Below are 24589 nucleotides of genomic sequence, written 5' to 3'. Positions count from 1 at the left end.
GCCGGCGTGAGCCGGCCTCCTCGATGGATGAAAACCAGGATCAGTCCTTGGCGCGTTCGACGTAGGAATTGTCTTCCGTCGCGATGACGACGCGGGTGCCGGCGTCGATATGCGGCGGAACCGAGGTGCGGATGCCGTTGGAGAGCATGGCCGGCTTGTAGGACGAGGATGCCGTCTGGCCCTTGACGACCGGTTCCGTCTCGACGATCTCGAGCGTGACGTGGCGCGGCAGTTCGAGCGCCAGCGGAATGCCTTCATGGATCGACAGGATGCAGGTCATGCCTTCCTGGAGATAGGCCTTCTGGTCGCCCATCGTTTCCTGGCTGACGACCACCTGGTCATAGGTTGCCGGATTCATGAAGTGGAAGCCTTCACCATCTTCATAGAGGTATTGGAAGTTGACGTCTTCGACGAAGGCGCGCTCGACCTGTTCGGTGGTGCGCCAGCGCTCGGAAACCTTCACGCCGTCGACGATGCGGCGCATGTCGACCTGGGTGACCGGCGTGCCCTTGCCCGGATGAAAGTTCTGGGCGGTGAGAACGACGTAGAGCTTGCCGTCCACGTCGAGAACGTTGCCCTTGCGGACCGAAGAGGCGATGACCTTGACCATAAGACTTCCTTGTAACTCGGCTTTCGGCGTCGTAGAGGACTGTCGAGACGCCCCAAGACGCAAATGTTTTTCTTTGGGGGCGCAACTAACCTAAAATCCGGGAAATAGCCACCCCCATACCGGCTTCTCCGGCGAAGAAAGCTTGGAATGAACTTTTCGGCCAAAGCCTCCCCCTGGTGGACCCCGTCCGTGCATGCCGATCGCCGCCCGTTCCTGATCGGGCGCAACGCGATTCAGGCGGCATTGCGCGGGTTTTTCGCGCGCGAGGATTTCATCGAGGTCGATACGGCGGTGCTGCAGGTCTCGCCCGGCAACGAAGCGCATCTGCATGCCTTCGCGACGGAAGCGATAACGACGGACGGTCAGACGGCGCCGTTTTACCTGCACACCTCGCCGGAATTCGCCTGCAAGAAGCTGCTTGCGGCGGGCGAGGAGCGCATCTCCTGTTTTGCCCATGTCTACCGCAACCGCGAGCGCGGGCCGTTGCACCATCCCGAGTTCACCATGCTCGAATGGTATCGGGCCGGCGAAAGTTACGAGAGCCTGATGATGGATTGCGTGCGGCTCCTGGCGCTGGCCGCCGAAACGGTGAAGACGCCGAGGCTCGCCTATCGCGGCGCCGAGAGCGATCCCTTCGCAGGGCCGGAGCGGATCAGTGTGGCCGAAGCCTTCGAGCGTCATGCCGGCATAGATCTTCTCGCTTCCGTCGCCGCTGACGGATGGACCGATCGCGCTCATCTGGCGGCCGAGCTCAGGCGCGTCGGCATGCGTGTCGCCGAAGACGACGGCTGGGCCGATCTGTTCAGCCGGGTGCTGGTCGAAAAGATCGAGCCGCATCTCGGTTTTGGTCGTATCACCATCCTCGATGAATATCCCGTCTCTGAGGCAGCACTTGCGCGTCCCTCGGCGCACGACCCACGGGTTGCCGAGCGTTTCGAGCTCTATGCTTGCGGCGTCGAGCTTGCCAACGGCTTCGGCGAACTCACCAATGCTGCCGAGCAGCGCCGGCGCTTCGAGATCGAAATGGCCGAGAAGGTGCGGATCTACGGCGAGACCTATCCGATCGACGAGGATTTCTTGGCTGCGCTGTCATTGATGCCCGAGGCAAGCGGCATTGCGCTCGGTTTCGACCGGCTGGTGATGTTGGCGACGGGAGCGTCGCGTATCGACCAGGTGCTCTGGGCGCCGGTTGCGGAGTATGGAAGATGAATGTCGTCAAACCGGTGAAGAGTGTCGACGACCTCGTGAACGCGGGGCTTGCCGCGCCTGCCGATCGTGCCGCGCTCGAAGCGGTGGCCGCGCGTTACGCCATTGCCCTGACGCCGGCGATGACCAGGCTGATCGACCGCGGCGATCCTGATGATCCGATCGCGCGGCAGTTCGTGCCTGACGCTGCCGAACTTATCGTCGCCCCCGAGGAACGCGCCGATCCGATCGGCGACCATGCCCACAGCCCGGTCGAAGGCATCGTCCATCGTTATCCCGACCGCTTGTTGCTCAAAGCCGTGCATGTCTGCCCGGTCTACTGCCGCTTCTGCTTCCGTCGCGAAATGGTGGGGCCGCAGGGTTTGGGCACGCTCGACGGCGCAGCGATGCAGGCAGCTCTCGATTATATCGGCGGCCACCCGGAAATCTGGGAAGTCATCCTGACCGGCGGCGACCCGCTGGTGCTTTCGCCGCGCCGGCTCCGTGACATCATGGAGGCGCTCGCTGATGTCGCGCATGTGAAGATCGTGCGTTTCCACACGCGCGTTCCCGTCGTCGATCCCGAGAAAATAGATGCGGCGCTCATCGCCGCGCTGAAGGCGAGTGGCAAGACCGTTTATGTGGCGCTGCATGCCAACCATGTCAGGGAATTGACGACGGAAGCGCGTGCGGCATGCGCGCGCCTTATCGATGCCGGAATCGCCATGGTCAGCCAGTCGGTGCTGCTCAAGGGCATCAACGACGATCCCGACGTGCTCGCGGAGCTGATGAAGGCTTTCGTCGAAATCCGCGTGAAACCCTATTACCTCCATCATCCCGATCTTGCGCCGGGAACCGGTCATTTCAGGCTGACGATCGAGGAGGGGCAGAGGATCGTGGCGGCGCTGCGCGGACGGATTTCCGGTCTTTGCCAGCCGACCTACATCCTCGATATTCCGGGCGGTCACGGCAAAGCCGTCGTCAGCGGAAGCAGCATCCGGCCGACGGGCGACGGCTGTTATTCAGTTTCGGATTACCGCGGCGGCGAGCATTGCTATCCGCCCACTGACGAGGCTTAGCGGCTTTCCGTATCATTTCTGTACTCGCGGCACCGGAAGCTGTGTCGAGCATTATCGCTGAAATGATCTTAGCAGATTGATATAAAATAAACATTCGCGTCCTCTCCGGAAGGATCGCTAAAATCCTAACCATGAGGAACAATCATCTTTAACCCAATAAATTAGCGGAATGTTCTGTTTTCCGCACTAAAAGAACGCTCATGACAAGGCGATGAACGCCGGTTCGGGATCATGAGAATCTTGGAGTGATGGGATGAATACGACAATCCGCGACCTCGTAGCCAAATTCGGCAAGCTTCCTGTGTCAATCGACCAGGTCGCCGACGACGCCGATCTTTATGCGGCAGGTCTGACGTCCTTTGCCTCGGTGCAGCTCATGCTCGGCATCGAAGAGGCATTCGACATCGAATTTCCCGACAACCTGCTGAACCGCAAATCATTCGCGAGCATCTCGGCCATCGCCAAGACGGTCGATATCATCCAGGACGGTCGGAAGGTCGCCTGATGAACTTCCCCGTCAAGATCATAGAGGACGGTCTTGTCGCAAGGGTCGCTCGTGTCGCCGAAGTTGCGGCGAGACATGCGGACGCCGTCGACGTCGAAGGTCGCTTTCCCCGGGAAGCCGTGGATGCGATGAAGGCCGAGAGGCTGCTCGGCATTCAGGTGCCGCGCCAGCTCGGCGGTGAATCGGCCTCGACCACCGAAATCGCCGAATTGTGCTCGATGCTGGGCCAAGCCTGTGCCGCAAGCGCCATGGTTTTTGCCATGCACCATATCAAGCTGTCGAGCCTCGTCGAGCACGGCGCCGAAAACGAATGGCATTGCGGCTTCATGCGCCGCATCGCTGCCGAACAGTTGCTGATCGCATCGGCCACCACCGAGGGCGGCATCGGCGGCAACCTTCGCAACAGCATTTGTGCGATCGAGATCGACGGCGATACCTGCCGCCTCGAAAAGGATGCGACCGTCATTTCCTACGGCTCGCATGCCGACGCCATCCTCATCACTTCGCGCAGTCATCCGCAGGCAGCCTCTTCCGATCAGGTGCTGACGGCCTTCCTCAAGGACCAGTATACGCTCGAAAAAACGCATGCCTGGAACACGCTCGGCATGCGCGGCACCTGTTCCGACGGTTTCCTCTTCAAAGGCCAAGCGCCCGCACGGCAGATCCTGCCGAAACCTTTCGCCGAGATTGCCGCACAATCAATGCTCGCTTCCTCGCATCTGCTCTGGAGCGGCGTCTGGTACGGCATCGCGGTCGATGCGGTCGCCCGCGCCCAGGCCTTCGTGCGCGCCGCTGCCCGCAAGGCGCCGGACGCCCAGCCGCCGGGCGCCCTGCGCCTCGCCGAGGTCTCGACCCTGCTGCAAATGGTGAAATCCAACGTCGTTGCCGGGTTGAAGGCTTATGAAGATGCCAAACTAAATCCGGACAGGCTGTCGTCGATGGGCTTTGCGGTGGCGATGAACAACGTCAAGATCGCCTCTTCCGAGACGATCCTGGAGATCGTCAACCATTCCATGCTGATCTGCGGCATCATGGGCTACAAAAACGGCACGCCCTTCAGCCTCGGACGCCATCTGCGCGATGCCCATTCCGCTCAGCTCATGATCTCGAACGACCGCATCCTCGGCAACACGTCGAGCATGCTTCTCGTCCACAAGCAGGACACTAGCCTACTGGGGTAAAGCCATGGATATGCAGACCTCGTTTCTGGACCGGCTCTTCGAGTCCGGTCTGCTGATCGATACCGGCGTTGACGGTCTCTATGGCCGCAGCGGCCAGTTCGAAGATGTCATCACCGCTTTCGAACGGCTGATCGATACGTTCGGCGGCTCCGACGGCGCCGAGGCGATGCGTTTCCCGCCCGGCATGAACCGCGCACTCTTCGAAAAGAGCGGTTACATGAAAAGCTTCCCTCAGCTGGCCGGCACGGTGCACAGTTTCTGCGGCAGCGAGCTCGATCATATGAGCCTGCTTGAATGCATGGAGGTCGGCGAGGACTGGACCAAGGACCAGCAAGCGACCGATATCGTGCTGACGCCGGCTGCCTGCTACCCGCTCTATCCGACGGTCGCCAAGCGCGGCAACCTGCCGAAGACGGGTGGTCTCTTCGATCTGCAATCCTACTGCTTCCGCCACGAGCCTTCGAAGGACCCCGCCCGCCAGCAGCTGTTCCGCATGCGCGAATATGTCTGCATGGGAACCGAGCAGCACGTCACCGATTTCCGCCAGCGCTGGATGGACCGCGGCGTCGAAATGATGAAGCAGCTCGGCCTCGACGTGACCATCGACGTTGCCAACGATCCGTTCTTCGGCCGCGCCGGCAAGATGATGGTCAACAATCAGCGAGACCAGAACCTGAAGTTCGAACTGCTGATCCCGATTACCTCAGTGGCCAAGCCGACCGCCTGCATGAGTTTCAATTACCATCAGGACTCCTTCGGTCTGAAGTGGGGCCTGAACCTCGAAGACGGCAGCGTGGCGCACACCGCCTGCGTCGGCTTCGGTCTGGAGCGTATCGCGCTCGCCCTCTTCCACCACCATGGCCTCGACGTGAAGGAATGGCCGGCCAGCGTTAGGAAAACGCTGTGGGGCTGATGACGGCGATGACATCGGTCTTCCCGGGGATCAGCCCGGAAACCTACCGGCAGCACGCGCTGCATGCCGGCGAACGTGCATGGCCGGAAACCAACTGCTATGTCGATCTCTGGATCGAGGTGCTGGCGACATCGGGCGTCGCGCCCGAGGCGATGCTGGGTTTTACCCTGGCGCAGGACTTCGAGGGCGACCAGTTCACCTTCTTCAAGGTGCCGCTCGAAGATCTTGAAGCGCTTTATGGCATCCGCGCGACCGAGCTGGCGATCTACGACCGCGTCGAACGGCATGTCGAAGTGCAGCTCGCGCGGGGTCGCCTCTGTCTGATCGAGATGGATTCCTTCTACATGCCGGATACCCGCGGCACCGCCTACCGGCAGGAGCACGGCAAGACGACGGTTGCGATCAACCGGCTTGATGTTGCGGCAAAGCAGGTCGAGTATTTTCACAATGCCGGCTATTTCCAGCTCGAGGGTGAGGATTTCGATGGGCTGTTCCAGTTGCAGCTGACGGAGAGCGGTCTACCGTTCCTGCCCTACACGGAATTTGCACGGTTTCCGGAAAAGCCCGCCGATGAAGCGCATCTTCGCGCGACCGCGCGGCGGCTTGCCGGTTTTCACTTCGCCAGGCGCCCCCGCCAAAACCCGATCCGCGCCTTCGCCCGCGTCTTCCCGCAGCAGGTGGAAGCGGTGGCGGATCGGCCGTTTGGCTTCTTCCACAAATATGCCTTCAACACGCTCCGTCAGGTGGGCGCCAATTTCGAGCTGGCCGCTGATTATCTGACCTGGCTGTCCTCAACCGAGTTCGCGACGGCCGCCGCGGATGCCCGGCGCATTTCCGACGCGGCGAAATCCGTGCAGTTCCAGCTTGCCCGCGCTGTCGCCCGCAGGAAGTTCGAACCGCTGCAGGCAGCCCTTGATCCGGCCGCCGATGCATGGGATTCCATGATGGCATCGCTTGCGGAGCGAATCTGAGGCCGGAGATCAGACAATGCGGGGGCGTTTGGCAAGCATCGGAGCCCGGGAAAGTGTGCTTTCCGAAGGCTGGAACCTAGTCCTGACGGAGCCGGGCGCCTGCGCCCTACCGCACGATATTCATCTTTCCGCGCAGTTCATTCCCGCGCCCGTTCCCGGCACCGTTGCGGCCGCGCTTGAAAAAGCCGGGCTCTTCGACCGGGAAAATCCCGAACCGCTGAATATGAAGGACGCCTGGTACCTGTGCCGGCTTTTTGATGCCGAGCCCGGCGAAGCCATCCTGCGTTTCGGCGGGCTGGCCACGATCTGCAATGTCTTCCTCAACGGTCAGGAAATCCTCTTTTCCGAAAGCATGTTCACGGCGCATGAGCTCCCGGTGACGCTTTCGGGCGGCGACGAGCTGGCGCTCTGTTTCCGGGCGCTCGGCCCCCGGCTGTCCGAACCCGGCCCGCGGGCGCGCTGGCGGCCGCAGATGATCACGCCGGCGGGCCTGAAGAATTTCCGCACGACGCTGCTCGGCCATATGCCGGGCTGGTGCCCCGATATCCATGCCATCGGACCGTGGCGGCCGATTTCATTGGTGCAACGCGATTCGGTATCGATCGACAATGTCTCCATCCGCACGGTCCTGGAGGAGAGCGGCGTCGGCCGGCTGAGCGTCTCCCTGCATAACAATGCCGAAGGCCCAGCAATGCTGCTGCGCTGCGGCGGCATGGAACAGCCTTTCGAGAAGATCGGCGAAAATCATTACTCGGCTATCCTCAAGCTCTCCGATATCGAGCCATGGTGGCCGCATACACACGGCACGCCGCGTCTCTACGATCTGACGCTGGTTTCCGACGGCGAGGAATATTCGCTCGGCAGCACCGGTTTCCGGCGCATCGACGTCGACCGCGGTGCGGATGGCGAAGACTTCGCGCTCCTTGTCAACGGCGAGCGGGTCTTCTGCCGCGGCGCGGTCTGGACGACCGCCGATATTGCGCGGCTGCCAGGCGGGAGGGCGGATTATGAGCCGTTCCTGCGGCTTGCCTGGCAAGCCGGCATGAACATGATCCGTATCGGCGGCACCATGGCTTACGAGACACCCGATTTCTTTGCGCTCTGCGACGAGCTCGGCCTGCTCGTGTGGCAGGATTTCATGTTCGCCAATTTCGACTATCCGCGCAACGACAAGGCCTTTCTTGGGCATGTGCATGCCGAAATCGAGGAATTCCTGTACGGCGTCCAGGCGTCGCCTTCCCTTGCCGTTCTCTGCGGCGGCAGCGAGATCCATCAGCAGGCGGCGATGCTCGGCCTGCCCATGGAATTCTGGAGTGGACCGGTCACCGACGAAATCATCCCGGCCATCGCCGCGCGCATGCGTCCCGACGTGCCCTATGTGCCGAATTCGCCCTATGGCGGAGCGATGCCCTTTTCGCCCAATTCAGGCATTGCGCATTATTACGGCGTCGGCGCCTATATGAGGCCGATTGCCGATGCCCGCCGCGCCGATGTGCGCTTTGCCTCCGAAAGCCTCGCCTTTGCGCATGTGCCGCAGCAAAGGACGCTGCAGCGCCATCTCGACGTGCCCGCCGTCCATAGCCCGCAGTGGAAGGCGCGGGTGCCCCGCGACCGCAGCGCATCATGGGATTTCGAGGATGTCCGCGACTTTTATCTGGAGCTTCTCTACGATTTCGATCCGGCCCTGGTGCGCCGCGAAGATCAGGAACGCTATCTCGACTTTTCCCGTGCCGTTACCGGCGAGGTCATCGAAGAGACCTTCGCCGAATGGCGGCGCAAGGGCTCCGGCTGCAACGGAGCGCTCGTCTGGACGCTGCAGGACCTGCTGCCCGGCCCCGGCTGGGGCGTCATCGATTCCACCGGCGAGCCGAAACCTGTCTGGTATGCGATGCGACGTGCCTTCCGGCCGGTTCAGGCGGTCTTCACCGATGAGGGAACCAATGGCCTCGACGTGCATGTCGTCAACGAGACGGACACCGACCTCGATCTGGAGCTCGAGGTCGTCTGCCTACGTGATGGAAAACAGCAGGTCGTCAGCGGCAACATGGCTTTCAAGCTGGCGGCAAGAAGCGTGGAACGCCTTGCCTCGACCGCGCTGTTCGGCGCCTTTTTCGATACGACCTATGCCTTCCGTTTCGGCCCACCGGCGCATGATGCAAGCTTGGCGCGCCTGCGATCCCTCGCCGATGGGGCCGTTCTCGCCGAGAGCTTCCATTTCCCCTGCGGACGCGGAAAAGCACTGCACGACGCCAGCATCGAAGCGTCGCTCGGCAGAGACGGCGACAGCTGGGTCATCGATCTCAGGACCGACCGGCTGGCGCAATCGGTGCATATCGACGTCGAAGGCTACAGGGCCGACGACGACTGGTTCCACCTTGCTCCCGGCCCGGTGCGGCGCGTGAAGCTCTCCGCGCTCTCCGGCACTGAGAGCGATGTTCCGCCGACGGGCGAAATCAGAAGTCTTGGCAGTTCGCGTCGCGTCGGGCTCACGGGCTGAGGCTCGCAGGGAACAATGCAAGCTCATCGAAAGATCGTAATTTGAGAACGATATACCGCTATCTACGCGCCCATGTCCTGCAGCGGCTGATCCCGCGGTCGCGTCTCGCCTTCAATCCGCGCAAGCCGGTCGAAATCGTCGGCTATCTCTCGATGCCCGTCGGAATCGGTGAATCGGCAAGGCTTTGTGCCCATGCGCTTTCCCAAGCGGGACGGGCGATTTCGCTCTCAGACGTCAGCACGCACCCGGGTGAAAAATCCTTTGCCGGCTGGGTGTCGTCGCACCTTCCGGTCGAACCGGCAGGAAGCCGTATCTGGCATCTCAATCCGCCGATGCTGCCGCGGGCCATCCTGAAGATGGGGCTCGCCAAATTCACCCGCGCCTTCAACATCGGCTATTTCGCCTGGGAGCTCGAAGTCGTGCCGGCGGAGTGGCGCAACGGGTTGCGTTACATGAATGCCGTCTTCGTCCCCTCGGAATTCACCAGGCGGACGATTGCACCGCTGACGGCGGCGCCCGTCATCGTGGTTCCGCATCCCGTAGCCGAGAAGCCGGCTGCAGAGGGCATACGGGAGAAGTTCGGCATCGAGAAAGATGCCTTTCTCGTCAGCTTCATCTTCAGCGCCGGCTCCTCGATCAACCGGAAGAACCCTCAAGCCGTCATCGAAACGTTCAGACTGTTCAGCGCCGAATGCCCGAGCGCCTTTCTGCTGATGAAGGCGAGCGGCGATATCGGCAAGGATCAGGGCTTGCGCGAAGTGATAGCGTCGGTCGCAGGCGATAGCCGTATCCGGATCGTTACCGACAAGCTCTCGAACGCCGAGATCAGCGGCCTCATCCGCTCTTCCAATGCCTATCTCTCGCTGCATCGCTCGGAAGGCTTCGGGCTGACGGTGGCCGAGGCGATCATGCATTGCACCCCTGTGATATCAACCGCCTGGTCGGGCACGGAAGATTTCTGCGACCCCGAGAACAGCTGGCTGGTCGCCTCTCCCCTCATTCCCGTCGTCGATTCCCATCCTGAATTTGCGGGGTTGCCGGGCGCGGTCTGGGCGGATCCCTCTCCTGAAATCGCGGCCGCGCATCTCGGCGATATCTTCCGTGCGCCCGAGCGTGCACGAGAGAAGGCCGGGAAGGCGCGGGCGTTCCTGCTGCGCTACCTCGCAGAGAACAGTTATGAGAAGGCGCTCCAGAAGCTGGCGGCGATGCAGGCCAGCTAAGGTGAGGTCGCCACTCCGCTTTATTTTAACATTTTCGCATTAGAGGTGGCAGGTATCCGGCCTTAGGCCGCCTGGCGGATGGACAGATGTCGAAGGGTATTATCGCAAATTCGGTGATGAATGCGGCGGCAGGCATGCTGCTGCTGCTGACGGGCTTCGTCTCCTCGATCATCACCGCGCGCCTGCTTGGGCCGGAAGCCAACGGCATCGTCGCCTTCTCGCTGTGGCTGGTGATGACGGGCGCCTCGATCGCCGAGCTCGGCTCTAGCATCACGCTGCTGAAGACCCTGCCGCAGCTTTCGGCGGAGGGCTATGACGCGGGACGCCGGCGAGGCTTTGCCGCCATCCTCGTCAGCTTCATGATGTTTTCGACGGTGCTGCTGCTGGCGCTCTACGCCCTGTTCTTCCTGACCTCCGAGGAGATGCACTGGGCGAAAACCGCGCCTTCCGTCGCGCTCGTCACCGGAGTGCTGTTCTTCGTCCAGGCGATCGGATCTTTCGTCAAATTCTACCTGATCGGCGAAAAGAGGCTGGGCAGCTTCTTCAAACTGACCGTCGCCGTCTCCATCATACAGCTCGCCGGTGTCGCCGCCGGCGCCGTCCTCTACGGGGTCGAAGGCGTTCTCGTCGGTTATGCGCTCGGCCAGCTCGTGTTGTTTTTCGCCACACTGCCGATCCTGCTTGCACGGCGCGACTGGTGCGGGGTTTCACTCAAGTATCTCGCCTCCTCCTCCATCATCCTGTCGATCCAGTTCATCATCGATTCCATTTTCCTCAACCGGCTCGAGCTGCTCTTCCTTCAGCAGTTCTGGTCGGTGGAAATGGTCGGCTATTATGCGGTCGGTCTGTCGATCGCCAATATCGCGCTGCAGCTGCCGATCCAGATGACCGGCAGCCTGCTGCCCTATTATTCCGAACGGCGGCACAGCAGCGACGATTCGACCTTGCCGGTCGAGGTCTTCGCCGCCGTCACCCGCAGCATGGCCTATATCGTGCTGCCGATGAGCCTCGGGCTGGCCGCGATCTCCAGCGAACTGGTGCTCGTCGTGTTCGGGGAAGCCTTCCGCCGCAGCGGCACGGTGGTCGCGCTGCTCGCGCTCGTCGCTCCCGCCTACACCTTTATGCAGATCCTCAGCCTCTATCTGCTGTCGATGGACAAGGCCCGCTCCCGCCTCAACATCAGCGTGATAGGTGGCCTCCTCATGGTAGCGGGTTGTTTACTGATCGTACCTAGGCTTGCTGCCGAGGGGGCCGCAATCGTACGCATTCTCGTGTTCGTTGCGATGTCGGTGATGATGATCAGACAGACAGGATTCGGGTCCCAGCTTTCGGGTCTCTACGCAAGCCTGACGAAGGTGACGCTCGCCTCCGTCTTGTGCGCCTGCGCGGCGATTTCAGTGCTGGAATTCGTCCATGGCCCGATGGGCCTTATCTCCGCGATCATCGCCGGCACGCTCGCACATTTCGCCGCACTCCGCGTGCTGCGCGCCGTGCCCCTCGAGGATGTTGAGGTCATGCGCTCCATCGTCGAAAAGCTGCCGTCGGCGCTGCGGCGGCCGGTCGGCCGCGTGATCGACTTCATTGCGCCGGGGCGCCCCGGCGATCCCGATCGCGCCAAGGTCGCGCCCGGCGAACTTTCGCTCGAACCGGCCGAAGGTGCCGGCCGCAACGCCGCCCTGCCCGTCGTCTTCGATGGCACTATCGGGCTGTTCATGCCGGAAAATCCTGAAGCCCGGAAACGCTCGGCTGCGGTGCTCTTCGTCAGTCCCTGGGGCTTCGAGGAAATGTGCAGCCGCAAGTTCTTCCGCGTCGCGGCCGAACATTTCTCCGATATCGGCGTACCCAGCCTGCGCTTCGATTACCGCGGCACTGGCGATGCGCTCGATTTCGATGCGCTGCCGGCAAGGCTGGAAACCTGGGAAAACTCGATCCGCGCGGCGGCCGCCAAGCTGAAATCGCTGACTGACTGCGACCGCATCATCCTAATCGGCCAAGGTCTCGGCGCGACCCTTGCCCAGCGCATCGGCTCCTCGATCGAGGGCGTCGACAGCCTCGTCATGTTGGCACCAGTGCTGAGCGGCCGCGCCTATATGCGTGAACTCAACATGTGGTCGAAGATCATCGACGCCGATCTCGGCCTCGGCCATGAGCACGTGCAGGCTGCAAAGGTGCAGATCGCCGGGCTTGTCATGCCGGAAGAGATCGCCGCCGAGCTCGGCAAGCTCAACATCGCCGCGCCGCAGGGCCTGGCGGCGTCACGCTACCTGATCCTCGAACGTCCGGTCAGGGCCGAGGATACCGGCTTTGCCGATGCGCTGCAGGCGCTTGGCGCCAATGTCGAGCAGAAAGTGTTCGACGGCTATGACGAGCTCGTCACCAATCCGCTCTTCGCCAAGACACCCATGGATGTCGTCGAGCTTCTGACGGCTTGGCTGAAGACGGCGACGGCGGAGACATCCGCCGCTCATTCGCCGGCAGCGATCGAAACCACGCCGCTTGCCGGCGAAGGTTTCTTGGAAATGCCGGTGCGTTTCGGAAGTCACGATCATCTGGTCGGTGTCGTCAGTCGGCCGCTCGGCGAGATCAAGGGCAATGCCGTGCTCTTCCTGTCGACCGCCTATGACCGGCATGCCGGCTGGGGGCGGACGACGGTAGACATGGCGCGCGAACTCGCCCGCCAGGGCGTCGTGTCGCTGCGCTTCGATTCCGCCAATGTCGGCGACAGCCCGCCGCGGCCGGATGCGCCGGAGCAGGTGCTTTATTCGATGACACAGACCGACGATGCGATCGCCGCGCTCGATCTGCTCGAAAGCGTCGTTGCCGGCCCCATCATGGTCGCCGGCCGCTGCAGCGGCGGCTATGTCGCCTTCCGCGCCGGCGTTGCCGACGAACGGCTGAAGGCAGTCGTCTCGATCAATCCCTTCGTCTATTACTGGGATCCGAAGGTGCCGGTGCGCCGCGAGCATGTCGTCTCCGTTCCCCGTAGCCTCGACGATTACGGCCAGCGCCTGGCGAGGCTCGACACGCTGAAGCGGCTGCTGCGCGGTCAGGTGGACGTGGTGTCGGCGCTGCGGAATATCGTCATCGCCGGCGGCCGGCGACTGTCGCCCTTCGTCGCGCCGCTGCTCGAACTGCTTCCCGACCGGCGCCATATCGCCCGCGAGGTCCGGCAGTCCTTCGCGTTGTTCGGCCGGCGCAAGGTGCCGCTGACGCTGATCTACAGCGAGGGCGACGTCGGTCTCGACCATGTCTATTTCCATTTCGGCCCGCGTGGCGCCAGGCTTTCCCGCTATTCGAACGTGCGGCTGCTGATGCTGCCGGATGCGGACCACAATCTGACGCCGCCGCAATCGCGTAAATTCGTCCTCGACGAGATCATTCGTCTCGCAAGAGCGTAAGCGGGTCTTCTGCGGAGTAGGTCAGAGGCTTTCCGCGGCGGCGATATCGAGCGATCTGTAGAGATCGATGTAACGCCCGGCGACGATATCCCAGGAATAGCCGCGCGCGGCGTCAAGGAGCTCCGAGCGAAGGGCGTGCGGTCGGCACGCAAGGTCGGCATAAGCCGATTCCATGGCCGTCGCGGCAGTCTCCGGACTGGTGAAATCGGCAAGCCTGATGACGGCATGCCGCTCCGCGAGTGTTTGAAAGGCATCGTTGGCGTTCAGCACCGGCAGCAGGCCGGCGCTCATCGCCTCCAGCGCGACCAGGCCGAAACCTTCATATTCCGAGGCGGAGGCGAAGAGCGAGGCTGCGGTGATGATGCGGCGGATAGTATCATTGTCTGGCGACACATGCAGGGTGACGCGGCCGGTCAGGTCCCGTCTTTCGATCTTGCCTTCGATATCCATCCGATTCCGGTCGGATTCGGCCCCGACAATGTCGAGATGCCATTCCGGATCGCGGCCTTTCAGAACGGCCATCGCGTCGAGCAGGTGGTCCAGCCGCTTGTTCACCGAAAACCGGCCGATGGTGACGATGCGGCGCCTTGCCAGGCGTGAGGCGGTGTCGGCGAACTTGCCGATATCGGCGCCGTTCTCGATCAGCACGCTGTCCGGCACGATCTCGGAAAACTGCTTGAGATCGGAGGCGCTGCAGCAGACCACGCGGCGATAGGCTCTCGCCGAGGCGCGGGTCAGCGTGCGGAACCATATCTTCTTGATCGCCGCGTATTTCCGAGTGTGGAAGAAACCGCCATGGGTGGTGACGATCATCGGCTTGCCGTGCAGCATCCGGCCCCAGGCGAGCGCATCGAAGAAGAAGTCGATGGCATGGACGTGCACGAGATCGGCGTCGCCGAGATGGCGAAAAACCTCCGGCGCCAGCGGATAACGGCTGCTGCCGGACCACGGGATGCGCACCACCTCGATGCCGTCGATATTCTCGCAAGCCGGCAGCTTGTCTTCAGGCGCGGTGAACAGCGAGTTCAGCGTCACGACGCGGACACGATAGCCACGCCGGAGGGTCTGGCGGCTGAGATTGGCGACGACGTCTTCCAGGCCGCCGCGATTGGGCAGGAACTGGCGCACGACATGAACGACCAACGGAGCCGTTTCCGTCTGCGGATTCTCGCGCCCCCTGTCTGCCTCGACGATCGCCATTTTCCACCTATCGCTGCGCGTGCCAAACGCGTGTTGGCGCGGATTTATAGCAACGACCAGATATCTCAGGCGTTAAGGCGTGGTTTCAGCAACGTCCTGCGGAAGCGATTCTTCGCAACAGGGTTAATCGTGTCTGACGGGAGTTCAGAAGGCTTTGAACGTGAGCGTTGTCAGCGACCGGACGATCCCTGGAATATTGGCGATATTGTCGTTGATGAACTTGCCGATATCCTGACCTTCCTCGATATAGACCTTCAACAGCAGGTCGTAATCGCCGCTTGTGGAATAGAGCTCCGACACCAGCTCGGTCTGGTAGATGGCGTCGGCGACCTCATAGGTCTTGCCGGGGGCGCATTGGAGCTGGACGAAGATCGGCTTCATGGAAATTTCCTGCAAAGTTGTTTGGCCCGCATAATGGTCGAAAGCGCCATGCGGATGCAAGCCGTTCCTCACGTGGTCTCTCCGGCCGTCGCTTCCGCGACGATCCAGTCGCGAAAGGCGGCGAGCGGGGCATAATCGGCGCGCTCGCTGGGACAGGCGAGATAATAGCGCTCGCGGCTCTCCATCTCCCGGTCGACGGCGGCGACGAGATCGCCGCGCCTGAGTTCTTCCTGCATCAGGAATGTCGGCAACAGGGCGACGCCGAGGCCGGCGATTGCCGCTTGTGCTGCGGTGGCGAACTGATCGAAGAGCATGCCGTGCACGCTTTCGAAGGAGACGCCATTGCCGGCGAACCATTGTTCCCAGGCATCGGGGCGCGTCGTCAGATGCAGAAGCGGAACGGCAAGCAGATCCTCTGGCCGCGAAATCCTGTGCTGCTTCAGGAAAGCAGGACTGCAGGCCGGCACCGTGCGCTCCGACATCAGCAAGGTCAGTTCCGCACCGGGCCAGTGCGGGTGGCCGAAATGGATTGCGGCGTCTATCGAATCGAGCCGGAAGTCGAAGGGCGAAAGCCGGGTCGCCAGATTGATGGTCACGCCGGGATTGGTGCTAAGAAAGCGCCCCAGGCGCGGCGCCAGCCAGCGCGTGCCGAAGGTCGGCAGGATGGCGAGATTGAGCGTGCCGCCATGCGGATTGGCGCGCAGGTTCAAGGAAGCGCTCGAGATGCGTCGCAGCGCCTCGCGTATCTCGCGGGCATAGCTGTCGCCGGCGAGCGTCAGCCGCATGGTTTGGCGTTCGCGCAGGAAGAGCTCGACGCCGAGCTGCTCCTCCAGCGCGCTAACCTGGCGGCTGACGGCGCTCTGCGTCAGATCGAGTTCGCGCGCCGCTGCCGTCACGCTGCCCGTGCGGGCGACCGCCTCGAAGGCGGCGAGATGTGAAATCGACGGCAGAAAACGTCGTGAAGCGAGCATGATCATTCCATTTCAGAATGAGCTATTTCCGAAATGTCGATATTTTCGGGTTTCCCGCGATTGTAAAGAGTTTCATCCTGCAAAAACGGAATGAGCCGGAGTTTTCCAAGATGCCGCACGCCTTCGTTTCCACAGACCGTATCCGATCGCTTTTCACCGAGGCGATGTCGCAGATGTACCGGACGGAGGTGCCGCAATACGGCACGCTGATTGAACTGGTGGCGGATGTGAATGCCGGCTGTCTCGAAAGCAATCCCGCGCTACGCGAACGGCTCGCCGGCGCCGGCGAACTGGAGCGCATCGATATTGAGCGCCACGGCGCCATCCGCCTCGGCACGGCGGAAGAGCTTTTCACCATCCGCCGGCTGTTTGCCGTCATGGGCATGCAGGCGGTCGGTTATTACGATCTTTCGGTTGCCGGCGTGCCGGTTCATTCCACCTGCTTCCGGCCGATCGACGAGGCGGCGCTCAACATCAATCCGTTCCGCGTCTTCACCTCGCTGCTGCGCCTGGAACTGATCGAGGACGAAAACCTGCGCCGGGAGGCCGAAGCCATTCTGGCAGCGCGGCGCATCTATACGCCGCGCGCCATCGCGCTGATCGAGCGTCATGAGCAGAAGGGCGGCCTGACCGAGGCGGAAGCGAGCGAATTCGTCGCCGAAGCGCTTGAAACCTTCCGCTGGCACGGCGAGGCGACGGTCAGCGCCGAAACTTACAAGCGCCTGCACGATGCGCATCGGCTGATCGCCGACGTCGTCAGCTTCAAGGGGCCGCACATCAACCACTTGACGCCGCGCACGCTCGATATCGATGCGGTGCAGGCCCGCATGCCGGAACGCGGCATCACCCCGAAGGCCGTCATCGAAGGGCCGCCGCGCCGGCAGTGCGACATCCTGCTGCGGCAGACGAGCTTCAAGGCGCTGGAGGAGGCGATCGTCTTCTCAGGTGACGAGGGCGCGGTCCAGGGCACGCACACCGCCCGCTTCGGCGAGATCGAGCAGCGCGGCGTGGCGTTGACGGCGAAAGGCCGGGCGCTCTACGACCGGCTGCTTGCCTCGGTTCGCGGCGAGGTGCAGGTCGGCGCCGGCGGCGCCAAGGCCGGCGCCTATGACCAGGAACTGGCCGAGCGCTTCAAGGCGCTGCCGGACGGCTGGGATGAGCTGCGCAAGCAGGATCTCGCCTTCTTCCGTTATTCCGCCACGCCGGCCGGCATCGCCGCCTCCGTCGCCGGGACACTGCCGCACGATCCCGAAGCGCTTGTCGCCAAGGGCTACCTCGCCTTTGCGCCGATCGTCTATGAAGACTTCCTGCCCGTCAGCGCGGCCGGCATCTTCCAGTCGAATCTCGGCACAGACCAGCAGCAGAATTATGCAACGCGCTCGAACCGCGACGCCTTCGAGACCGCACTTGGAGCAACCGTTCAGGACGAACTGGCGCTTTATGCGGAACGGCAGGCCGCATCGCTGGATGCGGCGATGGAGGCGCTCGGGCTCGCGGGCCTGCAGCTGAGGACCGTTGCGTGAAATCGCCGCTTCAACACCTGTTCTTATGCGCTAGAGTATGCCGGCTTCAATCCGATCGGACTGTGCCATGCTGAATGATCCGCGCTCCCACGGCCTCTGGGAAAAGACCGCCGGCGAACCGCCGGCGACCTCACCCCTCCAAGGCGCGGTGTCGGCCGACGTCGTCATCGTCGGCGGCGGCTACACAGGCCTGTCCTCCGGCCTGCATCTTGCCGAGGCCGGGTCGAAGGTGGTGCTGCTGGAGGCGAAAGAGATCGGCTTCGGCGGTGCGGGGCGCAATGTCGGCCTGATCAATGCCGGCATGTGGGTGATGCCCAACGACCTGCCCGGCGTGCTCGGCCCCGTCCATGGTGAACGCCTGCTCGAGTTGCTCGGCAATGCGCCGAAGCTCGTCATGGAATTGATCGACAAACATGGGATCGCCTGCGAACTCGAACGCAACGGCACGCTGCACTGCGCCGTCGGCGCGGACGGGCTGAAGGAGATCGAGGAGCGTGCGGCGCAATGGTCTGCCCGCGGCGCGCCCGTCGTGCTGCTCGATGCGGCTGAAACGGCCAAGCGCACCGGCAGCGAAGCCTATGCCTGCTCGCTGCTCGATCTGCGCGCCGGAACGCTGCAGCCGCTTGCCTATGCGCGCGGCCTGGCCCATGCCGCCGTCAAGGCCGACGTCGCCATCCATACATCGAGCCCCGTCATCGCAACCGAGCGTCGCGGCAGCCGCTGGACCGTGAAGACGGAAAGCGGCGAGGTCAGCGCGGACTGGATCATCGTCGCGACCGATGCCTATAGCACCGGCCCCTTCGAGCAGGTGCGCAACGAGCAGGTCTATCTGCCCTATTTCAATTTCGCCACCGTGCCGCTCGGCCATAATCTGCGTCAGTCGATCCTGCCCGGGCGGGAGGGCGCATGGGACACCAAGGACATTCTCTCCTCCTTCCGCATGGATCAGGCTGGACGTCTCGTTTTCGGCAGCGTCGGCGCGCTGCGCAATACCGGGCTTGCCGTGCATAAGGGCTGGGCCAAGCGCGCCCTGAAGCGGCTCTTTCCCGTAATCGGCGACGTCGAATTCGAATGCGAATGGTATGGCCAGATCGGCATGACCGACAATGCGTTGCCGCGCTTCCACAAATTCGCCCCCAATGTCATCGGCTTTTCGGGCTATAATGGCCGCGGCATAGCTCCCGGTACGGTCTTCGGCCGCACATTGGCCGAACATATTCTCGGCCGGCTTGCCGAGGCCGATCTGCCGCTGCCGCTGACGTCACCCACCGAGCCGAGCTTCCGTGCGCTCAAGGAATTATGGTACGAAGCCGGCGCTCAGGTCGCCCATTTCGCCGATGCCCGCTTCTGAAAACCGACAAGCGCTTCTGAGAACAATAAGATTGGAAACACGACAATGACCATCGCCGTCCTCGATCTCGCCACCGAAACCGCCAAGCTGCTCGCCGAACTCGGCGTCGATGCCGGCCGCTATCAGGGCGGCACGCTGTCTGTCTCCTCGCCCGTAACCGGCAAGGAAATCGGCAGGCTTAGAGAACATTCCGTTTCCGAAACGAAAGCGGCGATCGAAGAGGCGCACAAGGCGTTCCTCGAATGGCGTTCCGTACCGGCGCCAAAGCGCGGCGAACTGATCCGCCTGCTCGGCGAGGAACTGCGCAGCGCCAAGACGGCGCTCGGCCGCCTCGTCTCGATCGAAGTCGGCAAGATCACCTCCGAAGGCCTCGGCGAAGTCCAGGAGATGATCGACATCTGCGATTTCGCCGTCGGCCTGTCGCGCCAGCTCTATGGCCTGACGATCGCCACCGAACGCTCCGAACACCGGATGATGGAAAGCTGGCACCCGCTCGGCGCAATCGGCATCATTTCCGCATTCAACTTCCCGGTCGCCGTCTGGTCGTGGAATGCGGCGCTGGCGATGGTCTGCGGCAATTCCACCGTCTGGAAGCCGTCTGAGAAGACGCCGTTGACGGCCCTTGCCGTGCAGGCGCTGTTCGAAAAGGCGCTGAAGCGCTTCGTCGCCGAGGGCGGCAAGGCGCCGGCCAATCTGTCGACCTTGATCATCGGCGGCCGCGAGGTCGGCGAGGTGCTGGTCGACCACCCGAAGATCCCGCTCGTTTCCGCCACCGGCTCGACCGCCATGGGCCGCGCCGTCGGCCCGCGCCTGTCGCAGCGTTTTGCCCGCGCCATTCTCGAACTCGGCGGCAACAATGCAGCCATCGTCTGCCCGAGCGCCGATCTCGACCTGACGCTGCGCGGCGTCGCCTTCTCCGCCATGGGAACGGCCGGCCAGCGCTGCACGACGCTGCGCCGTCTCTTCGTCCATGAAAGCGTCTACGACCAGCTGGTGCCGCGCCTGCAGAAGGCCTATGGCTCCGTTACCATCGGCAATCCGCTGGAGACCGGCACGCTGGTGGGCCCGCTGATCGACGGCCAAGCTTTCGAGAAGATGCAAGCAGCCCTTGGTCAGGCGGCATCGGCCGGCGGCAAGGTGACCGGCGGCGAACGCGTCGACAATGGCTCCGCCGATGCCTTCTACGTTCGCCCGGCGCTCGTCGAAATGCCCTATCAGACCGGCCCGGTCGAGCACGAGACTTTCGCGCCCATTCTCTACGTGATGAAATACAGCGATTTCGACGCGGTGCTGGCGCTGCACAATGCCGTGCCGCAGGGATTGTCGTCGTCGATCTTCACCAATGACATGCGCGAAGCGGAAACCTTCGTTTCGGCGCGGGGCTCGGATTGCGGTATCGCCAACGTCAACCTCGGCCCTTCGGGCGCCGAAATCGGCGGCGCCTTCGGCGGTGAAAAAGAGACCGGCGGCGGACGCGAATCCGGCTCTGATGCCTGGAAGGCCTATATGCGCCGCGCGACCAACACCATCAATTACGGCAGCACGCTGCCACTTGCGCAAGGCGTCAAGTTCGACGTCGAATAAACATTGCAGCGAAAAAGGCGATGCTGGCCGAGCGTCGCCTTTTGGCTCGATCGAGATTTATTCGCCCGCTATCTGAAATATTGGGTCAAGATATCGTGATGCTTTTTTCTTGGTGACGAAACTTGAAATAGCCAGTCAAGAAAAATATACGCCTCTTACCCCGTCTGGGTGACATTGCCATGGAGGCCATCATGACTATTGCTGTTAACCGTTTTTCCCACGTGGTGGCGCTCGCCGCGTCGCTTCTCTCCGCCACGGCGCTTGCAGGCAGCGCCCATGCGCAGGATGAAGGTCTTGTCGTCTACAATGCCCAGCATGAAAGCCTGGGCCGCGAATGGATCGATGCCTTCACCAAGGAGACCGGCATTAAGGTCACCATGCGCCAGGGCGGCGACATGCAGTTCGCCAACCAGATCATTCAGGAAGGCGACGCATCGCCCGCCGATGTTTTCCTGACCGAGAATTCGCCGGCCATGACGCTGGTCGACGGCGCCAGCCTTTTCGCCCCGGTCGAAAAGGAAACGCTGGATCAGGTCCCGGAGCAGTATCGTCCGGCCGACGGCATGTGGACCGGCATTGCCGCCCGCTCCACCGTTTTTGCCTATGACAAAACGAAGCTCAGCGAAGACAAGCTGCCGAAGTCGCTGCTCGACCTCGCCGATCCCGCCTGGAAGGGCCGCTGGGGTGCATCGCCCGCCGGCGCCGACTTTCAGGCTATCGTCGCCGCGCTGCTGCAGCTGAAGGGTGAAGATGCCACCAAGGCATGGCTGAAGGGTCTCAAGGACAATGCGACGCCCTACAAGGGCAACAGCGTTGCCATGAAGGCCGTCAATGCTGGTGAAGTCGAAGGCGCGGTCATCTATCATTACTACTGGTTCGGCGATCAGGCGAAGACCGGCGAAAACAGCAAGAATGTCGGCATGCATTACTTCAAGAACCAGGATCCGGGCGCTTTCGTTTCCGTGTCGGGCGGCGGTGTCCTGAAGTCCACGCAGCATATGAAGGAAGCGCAGGCTTTCCTGAAATTCGTCACCAGCAAAGCAGGTCAGGCCGTGCTTAAGAACGGCACGTCCTATGAATATGCCGTCGGCAAGGACGCCCCTTCCAACGACAAGCTCGTTCCGCTTGCCGATCTCAATGCTCCGAAGGTCGAAGCTTCGACGCTGGACAGCAAGAAGGTCGTGGAACTGATGACGGCGGCAGGTCTGATTTAGGCTCTCTACGTGCCGCAGCACTTACGCGGGAGCGGCTGCGGGCTTTCTGCCGCAGGCTTGCAGCAGCCAAAACTATTGCTTTTGGCTCAAGAAAACCTTAGGGCATGACGGGATCAGGCAACTGTCTTTCCAAGACGGTTGCCTTCCTTTTTCGGCGTATGAAGGCATCGGCCTTGCTGCAGGACAACAGATTTTTCGTAGCCGGCAACAAGGCGCCGGTCGCGCCGAAGGCCGCGCGAATGCTATCGCCGCGCCAGCGCATGCCGCACGCGCCGGTGATGCTTCTCGCGACCATCATCGCGATCTTCAGTCTCGTGCCGCTCGGCTTCATCGGCTGGATCACCTACGACGTCGGTTGGGAAACGGTGAAAACGCTCGTCTTCCGGCCACGTGTCGGCGAACTGCTCGTCAACACGGTCCTCCTGGAATCGGCCACCATTCCGCTGTCGATCGTGCTGGCCGTGACGCTTGCCTGGCTGACCGAACGCACGGACATCCCGTGCGCCAGACTCTGGGCTTGGCTGGCGATCGCGCCGCTCGCGGTGCCGGCCTTTGTGCACAGTTACGCCTGGGTCAGCCTCATTCCCGGCATGCGCGGCCTGCAGAGCGGCGTCTTCGTTTCCGTTATCGCCTACTATCCCTTTCTTTATCTGCCGGTCGCTGCAGCGCTACGCCGTCTCGATCCGGCCATCGAGGATGCCGCCGCCTCCCTCGGCCTCGATCCCTGGCGCGTCTTCTTCCGCACCGTGCTGCCGCAGTTGCGATTTGCCATTTGCGGCGGCTCGCTGCTGATTGCGCTGCATCTCCTGTCGGAATACGGGCTGTTCGTCATGATCCGCTTCGATACTTTCGCAACCGCGATCGTCGACCAGTTCCAATCCTCCTACAACAGCCCGGCCTCCAACATGCTCGGCGGCGTGCTCGTCGCCTGCTGTCTTTTCCTGCTTGGTCTCGAAGTGCTGCTGCGCGGCAATGAACGTTATGCCCGCGTCGGCTCCGGCTCGCCGCGTCCGGCCGATCGCCGGCGTCTCGGCTGGTTCGTGGTGCCGGCCATCTTGCTGCCTGTTGTCCTGGCGGTGCTGACACTCGGCGTGCCGCTGATGACGCTCGGCCGCTGGCTCTATCTCGGCGGCAGCGAGATCTGGCGCATCGAGGTCGGCACTGCCTTCCTGCAGACGATGGCGCTCGCTCTCGCCGGCGGCGTGCTGGCGACAACTGCCGCAGCCCCCATGGCCTGGCTCTCCGTGCGCGCGCCCGGCCGCTTCCAGCGCGTGCTCGAAGCCTGCCACTATTATGTCGGCTCGCTGCCCGGCGTCGTCGTGGCGCTGGCGCTGGTGACGATCACCGTGCGCCTCGTGCTGCCGCTCTATCAGACCTTCGCAACGCTGCTCGTGGCCTATGTGATGCTTTTTCTGCCCCGTGCTATGGTCGGCTTACGCGCCAGCATCGCTCAGGCGCCGGTGGAGCTGGAGCGCGCCGCGATGGGCCTCGGCCGCACCCCCGGTCAGGCGGTGCGGCAGATCACCATGCGGCTTGCCGCACCGGGAGCCGCTGCCAGCGTCGCCTTGACCGCACTTGGCATTACCAATGAACTCACGGCGACGCTGATGCTCTCGCCAAACGGCGTCGATACGCTCGCGACGAAATTCTGGTCGCTGACGAGCGAGATCGATTATGTGTCGGCCGCCCCTTACGCCTTCATGATGGTCGTGCTGTCGCTGCCGCTCACCCTGACGCTTTATACGCAATCGAAACGGACCGCCGGCCAATGACGCTGCTTACGATCGAAAACATCAGCAAGCGCTACGGGCCTGTCCAGGCGCTGAAGGATATATCGCTCGATGTCCAGGCAGGCAGCCGCACCGCCGTCATCGGGCCGTCCGGCTCGGGCAAGACGACGCTGCTGCGCATCATTGCGGGGTTCGAGCAGGCCGATGCCGGCAGGGTGACCCTGGATGGCGACGTGCTGGCCGATGGCCCCGCGGCGATGCCGGCTCACAAGCGAGGCATCGGCATCGTCTCGCAGGATGGGGCGCTGTTTCCGCATCTGAGCGTGGCCGAGAATATCGGCTTCGGCTTCGAACGGGGTGCTGCCGATCGTGAGCGGCGCATCGCCGAACTGCTCGATATGGTCGAGCTCGACCGCGGCATGCTGGCGCGGCGCCCGCACCAGCTTTCCGGCGGCCAGCAGCAGCGCGTGGCACTCGCCCGCGCGCTCGGCCGCAAGCCGCGGCTGATGCTGCTCGACGAACCATTCTCAGCGCTCGACACCGGCTTGCGTGAAAACATGCGCAAGGCTGTCGCGCGCGTCCTGCAGGCGGCCGGCATTACCGCCGTTCTCGTGACGCACGATCAGGAAGAGGCACTGAGTTTTGCCGATCAGGTCGCGGTTCTGCGGGAAGGGCGGTTGATCCAGGCGGGAACGCCGCAAACCTTGTATCTTCATCCCAAGGATCGCGAGACGGCGCTGTTCCTCGGCGACGCCGTGCTGCTTCCGGCCATCATCCGCAACGGCCTTGCCGACTGTGCCCTCGGCCATGTCGCCGTCGAAGGCAGTCGTCATGGCAAGGCGGAAATTATGCTGCGGCCCGAGCAGATCCGCGTCGTTGCCGGTGAAACCGATCGCGACTACGGCGGACGGGTTGTCGAAGTGGAATTCGGCGGCGCGGTCTGCACCGTCGCCGTCTCGCTCGACGGCGTTGCCCTGCCGCCGATCCGGATCAAGACCTCGAGCGTCGCCCTTCCCTCGCGGGGCGATCTCGTTCGCCTGGATATCTCGGGCAAGGCGCACGTCTTCGAGCGCTGA

General features: G+C 62.8%; 19 protein-coding genes. 15 read left to right on the top strand and 4 right to left on the bottom strand.

Annotated features, from left to right (window positions below; all coding sequences use genetic code 11):
- Positions 1-40: 40 nt before the first annotated feature.
- Complete coding sequence (gene efp / locus QWJ46_RS08200) at positions 41-610, bottom strand: elongation factor P (protein ID WP_064805660.1); 570 nt, start codon at positions 608-610, stop codon at positions 41-43.
- Between the two features lie 147 nt (positions 611-757).
- On the opposite strand from efp, the gene epmA reads away from it, so the two are divergent.
- The 9 genes from epmA to QWJ46_RS08155 all read left to right on the top strand — a co-directional run bounded on the left by epmA (position 758) and on the right by QWJ46_RS08155 (position 13559).
- The gene (gene epmA / locus QWJ46_RS08195; protein ID WP_302750471.1) at positions 758-1819 is read left to right on the top strand and encodes an EF-P lysine aminoacylase EpmA; all 1062 of its coding nucleotides are present in this window, start codon (positions 758-760) and stop codon (positions 1817-1819) included.
- Positions 1816-2874, top strand: a complete 1059-nt coding sequence (locus QWJ46_RS08190; protein ID WP_302750469.1) for a lysine-2,3-aminomutase-like protein — start codon at positions 1816-1818, stop codon at positions 2872-2874. The genes epmA and QWJ46_RS08190 overlap by 4 nt, the downstream gene beginning before the upstream one ends.
- A gap of 253 nt (positions 2875-3127) precedes the next feature.
- The gene (locus tag QWJ46_RS08185) at positions 3128-3379 is read left to right on the top strand and encodes an acyl carrier protein (RefSeq protein ID WP_302750467.1); all 252 of its coding nucleotides are present in this window, start codon (positions 3128-3130) and stop codon (positions 3377-3379) included.
- Positions 3379-4560, top strand: a complete 1182-nt coding sequence (locus tag QWJ46_RS08180) for an acyl-CoA dehydrogenase family protein (protein WP_302750466.1) — start codon at positions 3379-3381, stop codon at positions 4558-4560. Before QWJ46_RS08185 ends, QWJ46_RS08180 begins: the two co-directional genes overlap by 1 nt.
- 4 nt (positions 4561-4564) lie before the next feature.
- Complete coding sequence (locus tag QWJ46_RS08175) at positions 4565-5473, top strand: amino acid--[acyl-carrier-protein] ligase (RefSeq protein WP_302750465.1); 909 nt, start codon at positions 4565-4567, stop codon at positions 5471-5473.
- Positions 5474-5481: 8 nt separating this feature from the next.
- Complete coding sequence (locus QWJ46_RS08170) at positions 5482-6444, top strand: DUF1839 family protein (protein ID WP_302750879.1); 963 nt, start codon at positions 5482-5484, stop codon at positions 6442-6444.
- 16 nt (positions 6445-6460) lie between these two features.
- A complete protein-coding gene (locus tag QWJ46_RS08165) occupies positions 6461-8941 on the top strand; it encodes a glycoside hydrolase family 2 protein (protein WP_302750464.1) in 2481 nt (826 codons plus the stop codon).
- A gap of 41 nt (positions 8942-8982) precedes the next feature.
- A complete protein-coding gene (locus QWJ46_RS08160) occupies positions 8983-10161 on the top strand; it encodes a glycosyltransferase family 4 protein (protein ID WP_302750463.1) in 1179 nt (392 codons plus the stop codon).
- A gap of 86 nt (positions 10162-10247) precedes the next feature.
- The gene (locus QWJ46_RS08155) at positions 10248-13559 is read left to right on the top strand and encodes an alpha/beta fold hydrolase (RefSeq protein ID WP_302750462.1); all 3312 of its coding nucleotides are present in this window, start codon (positions 10248-10250) and stop codon (positions 13557-13559) included.
- Positions 13560-13580: 21 nt separating this feature from the next.
- Here the strand turns inward: QWJ46_RS08155 and QWJ46_RS08150 are convergent, their stop codons facing one another.
- The 3 genes from QWJ46_RS08150 to QWJ46_RS08140 form a co-directional block, all read right to left on the bottom strand.
- The gene (locus QWJ46_RS08150) at positions 13581-14759 is read right to left on the bottom strand and encodes a glycosyltransferase family 4 protein (RefSeq protein ID WP_302750461.1); all 1179 of its coding nucleotides are present in this window, start codon (positions 14757-14759) and stop codon (positions 13581-13583) included.
- Between the two features lie 144 nt (positions 14760-14903).
- On the bottom strand, positions 14904-15140 hold the full coding sequence (locus tag QWJ46_RS08145; RefSeq protein WP_003567502.1) for an Lrp/AsnC ligand binding domain-containing protein: 237 nt from the start codon (positions 15138-15140) through the stop codon (positions 14904-14906).
- A 68-nt stretch (positions 15141-15208) separates the two neighbouring features.
- Positions 15209-16117 (bottom strand): LysR family transcriptional regulator, encoded by a 909-nt coding sequence (locus QWJ46_RS08140; protein WP_302750423.1) that lies wholly within the window; start codon positions 16115-16117, stop codon positions 15209-15211.
- A gap of 104 nt (positions 16118-16221) precedes the next feature.
- Between QWJ46_RS08140 and QWJ46_RS08135 the strand changes: the two genes are divergently transcribed.
- The 6 genes from QWJ46_RS08135 (at position 16222) to QWJ46_RS08110 (ending at position 24589) form a co-directional block, all read left to right on the top strand.
- Positions 16222-17634, top strand: a complete 1413-nt coding sequence (locus tag QWJ46_RS08135) for a VOC family protein (RefSeq protein ID WP_302750421.1) — start codon at positions 16222-16224, stop codon at positions 17632-17634.
- Positions 17635-17701: 67 nt separating this feature from the next.
- Entirely contained in the window at positions 17702-18985 is a 1284-nt protein-coding gene (locus tag QWJ46_RS08130) for an FAD-binding oxidoreductase (protein WP_302750420.1), read from the top strand.
- A 45-nt stretch (positions 18986-19030) separates the two neighbouring features.
- Positions 19031-20569, top strand: coding sequence for an aldehyde dehydrogenase family protein (locus QWJ46_RS08125; protein ID WP_302750419.1), 1539 nt, complete (start codon positions 19031-19033; stop codon positions 20567-20569).
- Between the two features lie 191 nt (positions 20570-20760).
- Complete coding sequence (locus QWJ46_RS08120; protein WP_302750418.1) at positions 20761-21783, top strand: iron ABC transporter substrate-binding protein; 1023 nt, start codon at positions 20761-20763, stop codon at positions 21781-21783.
- Between the two features lie 104 nt (positions 21784-21887).
- On the top strand, positions 21888-23555 hold the full coding sequence (locus QWJ46_RS08115) for an iron ABC transporter permease (RefSeq protein ID WP_302750417.1): 1668 nt from the start codon (positions 21888-21890) through the stop codon (positions 23553-23555).
- The gene (locus QWJ46_RS08110) at positions 23552-24589 is read left to right on the top strand and encodes an ABC transporter ATP-binding protein (RefSeq protein ID WP_302750415.1); all 1038 of its coding nucleotides are present in this window, start codon (positions 23552-23554) and stop codon (positions 24587-24589) included. Before QWJ46_RS08115 ends, QWJ46_RS08110 begins: the two co-directional genes overlap by 4 nt.

Origin of the sequence: Rhizobium sp. CBN3 (genome assembly GCF_030518245.1) — a bacterium.
GTDB classification, from domain to species: Bacteria; Pseudomonadota; Alphaproteobacteria; order Rhizobiales; family Rhizobiaceae; genus Rhizobium; species Rhizobium aethiopicum_A.
This window is presented reverse-complemented; position numbering and strand designations above follow the sequence as displayed.

Coding starts and splice junctions, on each gene's coding strand:
- QWJ46_RS08135 (WP_302750421.1), top strand. CDS start 16,222: ATGCCGCACGCCTTCGTTTCCACAGACCGTATCCGATCGCTTTTCACC.
- QWJ46_RS08120 (WP_302750418.1), top strand. CDS start 20,761: ATGACTATTGCTGTTAACCGTTTTTCCCACGTGGTGGCGCTCGCCGCG.
- efp (WP_064805660.1), bottom strand. CDS start 610: ATGGTCAAGGTCATCGCCTCTTCGGTCCGCAAGGGCAACGTTCTCGAC.
- QWJ46_RS08165 (WP_302750464.1), top strand. CDS start 6,461: ATGCGGGGGCGTTTGGCAAGCATCGGAGCCCGGGAAAGTGTGCTTTCC.
- QWJ46_RS08115 (WP_302750417.1), top strand. CDS start 21,888: ATGACGGGATCAGGCAACTGTCTTTCCAAGACGGTTGCCTTCCTTTTT.
- QWJ46_RS08155 (WP_302750462.1), top strand. CDS start 10,248: ATGTCGAAGGGTATTATCGCAAATTCGGTGATGAATGCGGCGGCAGGC.
- QWJ46_RS08110 (WP_302750415.1), top strand. CDS start 23,552: ATGACGCTGCTTACGATCGAAAACATCAGCAAGCGCTACGGGCCTGTC.
- QWJ46_RS08185 (WP_302750467.1), top strand. CDS start 3,128: ATGAATACGACAATCCGCGACCTCGTAGCCAAATTCGGCAAGCTTCCT.
- QWJ46_RS08130 (WP_302750420.1), top strand. CDS start 17,702: ATGCTGAATGATCCGCGCTCCCACGGCCTCTGGGAAAAGACCGCCGGC.
- QWJ46_RS08140 (WP_302750423.1), bottom strand. CDS start 16,117: ATGATCATGCTCGCTTCACGACGTTTTCTGCCGTCGATTTCACATCTC.
- QWJ46_RS08150 (WP_302750461.1), bottom strand. CDS start 14,759: ATGGCGATCGTCGAGGCAGACAGGGGGCGCGAGAATCCGCAGACGGAA.
- QWJ46_RS08145 (WP_003567502.1), bottom strand. CDS start 15,140: ATGAAGCCGATCTTCGTCCAGCTCCAATGCGCCCCCGGCAAGACCTAT.
- epmA (WP_302750471.1), top strand. CDS start 758: ATGAACTTTTCGGCCAAAGCCTCCCCCTGGTGGACCCCGTCCGTGCAT.
- QWJ46_RS08180 (WP_302750466.1), top strand. CDS start 3,379: ATGAACTTCCCCGTCAAGATCATAGAGGACGGTCTTGTCGCAAGGGTC.
- QWJ46_RS08170 (WP_302750879.1), top strand. CDS start 5,482: ATGACATCGGTCTTCCCGGGGATCAGCCCGGAAACCTACCGGCAGCAC.
- QWJ46_RS08190 (WP_302750469.1), top strand. CDS start 1,816: ATGAATGTCGTCAAACCGGTGAAGAGTGTCGACGACCTCGTGAACGCG.
- QWJ46_RS08125 (WP_302750419.1), top strand. CDS start 19,031: ATGACCATCGCCGTCCTCGATCTCGCCACCGAAACCGCCAAGCTGCTC.
- QWJ46_RS08175 (WP_302750465.1), top strand. CDS start 4,565: ATGGATATGCAGACCTCGTTTCTGGACCGGCTCTTCGAGTCCGGTCTG.